This window comes from Aeoliella straminimaris (assembly GCF_024054565.1).
Taxonomy (GTDB): domain Bacteria; phylum Planctomycetota; class Planctomycetia; order Pirellulales; family Lacipirellulaceae; genus Aeoliella; species Aeoliella straminimaris.
The window spans coordinates 1-1,557 of the sequence record NZ_JAMXLR010000094.1 but is presented as its reverse complement, the minus strand read 5'-3'; the positions used below and the strand labels follow the sequence as shown (position 1 = coordinate 1,557).

The following is a 1,557-nucleotide window of genomic DNA, read 5'->3' as shown; positions in this document are numbered from 1 at the left end:
GCCTGCCGCATTCGCTCCGCGTGATCGATGTCTTCACAGAAGACGATCGTCTTGTCGTAGGGGTTGGTGCCTTGCAAGAACTCGGTGACCTTCTGGGCCACCAGCTGGGTTCGCTTTTCCAGAACCAGCGAACGATCGAAATCCTTCTGGTTGTAGATGCGGTCCTCAATCTCCTCGCCGTGCTTGTCGAGTTGCCCTGCCGTCGGCCGCCAACCGGTGAGGTCCTTGTCGAAATCGATTCGTACGACCTTGTAGGGGGCGAGGAACCCATCGTCGATGCCCTGCTTCAGCGAGTAAGTGTAGGTCGGCTCGCCGAAATAGTTAATGTTGGAAACATATTTGGTTTCCTTGGGCGTGGCGGTCAGACCGATTTGGGTGGCGGTTTGGAAGTACTCGAGTATTTCCCGCCAAGCGGAGTCGTCTTTGGCACTACCGCGATGACATTCATCGACCACGATCAGGTCGAAGAAGTCGGGCGAGAACTTCTTGAAGACCTTGTCGCGCTCCTCCGTGCCGGTGATTGCCTGGTACAGGGCGAGATAGATTTCGTAGGACTTGTCGGCTTTGCGATTCTTGATCTTGGTCATCGCCGAGCCAAACGGCTTGAAGTCGTTGGTCTTCGTCTGATCGACCAGAATGTTGCGATCGGCCAAGAACAGTACCCGCTTCTTCGCGCCGGCTTTCCAAAGTCGCCAGATGATCTGAAACGCCGTGTACGTTTTGCCGGTGCCGGTCGCCATCACCAGCAAGACGCGATCTTGCCCTTTGGCGATGGCCTCGATCGTCCGATTGATGGCGTTGAGCTGATAGTATCGCGGCATCTTGCCCGAGCCATCGTCGTGGAAGTCCTGCGTGACAATCGGCTCGGATGTCGTACCGAGCCCCCTCCACGTCCGGTACCGCTGCCACAGGTCGTCAGGCGAGGGGAATTCATCGAGCCCCAGCTCGAACTCAGTCTTGGGAAAGGTGCCCGTGTGATCGTGAAACAGGAATCGGTCACCGTTACTGCTAATGGCAAACGGGACGTTGAGGCAATCTGGATGGGCGTATCCAAGTGCCTGCTGCATACCATCGCCCACGGTGTGGTTGTTATCCTTGGCCTCCACGACGGCAATCGGGATATTGGGCCGGTAGAACAGCACGTAATCGGCCCGCTTCAGCGGTGCCCGTGACGTGGATTTCCCTCGAACGATCACCCGCCCATCGGTGATCTTGAATTCCTCCCGCATCTGCGTGTGTACGTCCCACCCCGCCGCCACCAACGCCGGCGTGATGAACTTGGTACAGATGTCGCGTTCGGAGAGGGAGGATTTGTCCACAGCGAATCGGTATGCGGTCAGATCAGGTTGAGTTGAGCTGCAAAATCGACTGACACATCTCGCACCAGTATAGTGCGTGACGACGCATCATGGAAACTCGGCTCGCCAGGAACTTCTTGAGGAGATAAGCCGAAATGGCAAGGTGTGCGGATTAGAGGTCGTGAGTTCCGGGGAGGTCCACGAGGCGAAGCCGTTCGCGTCAGTCGAGTTGTGCGTAGGAGTCCATCACGGACAGCAA

General features: G+C 57.0%; 1 protein-coding gene. It reads right to left on the bottom strand.

Annotation, left to right across the window (positions count from 1 at the left end):
* The coding region (gene hsdR / locus NG895_RS29050) for an EcoAI/FtnUII family type I restriction enzme subunit R (RefSeq protein WP_252856083.1) at positions 1-1,319 on the bottom strand (1,319 nt) is incomplete at its 3' end.
* Between the last annotated feature and the right edge of the window lie 238 nt (positions 1,320-1,557).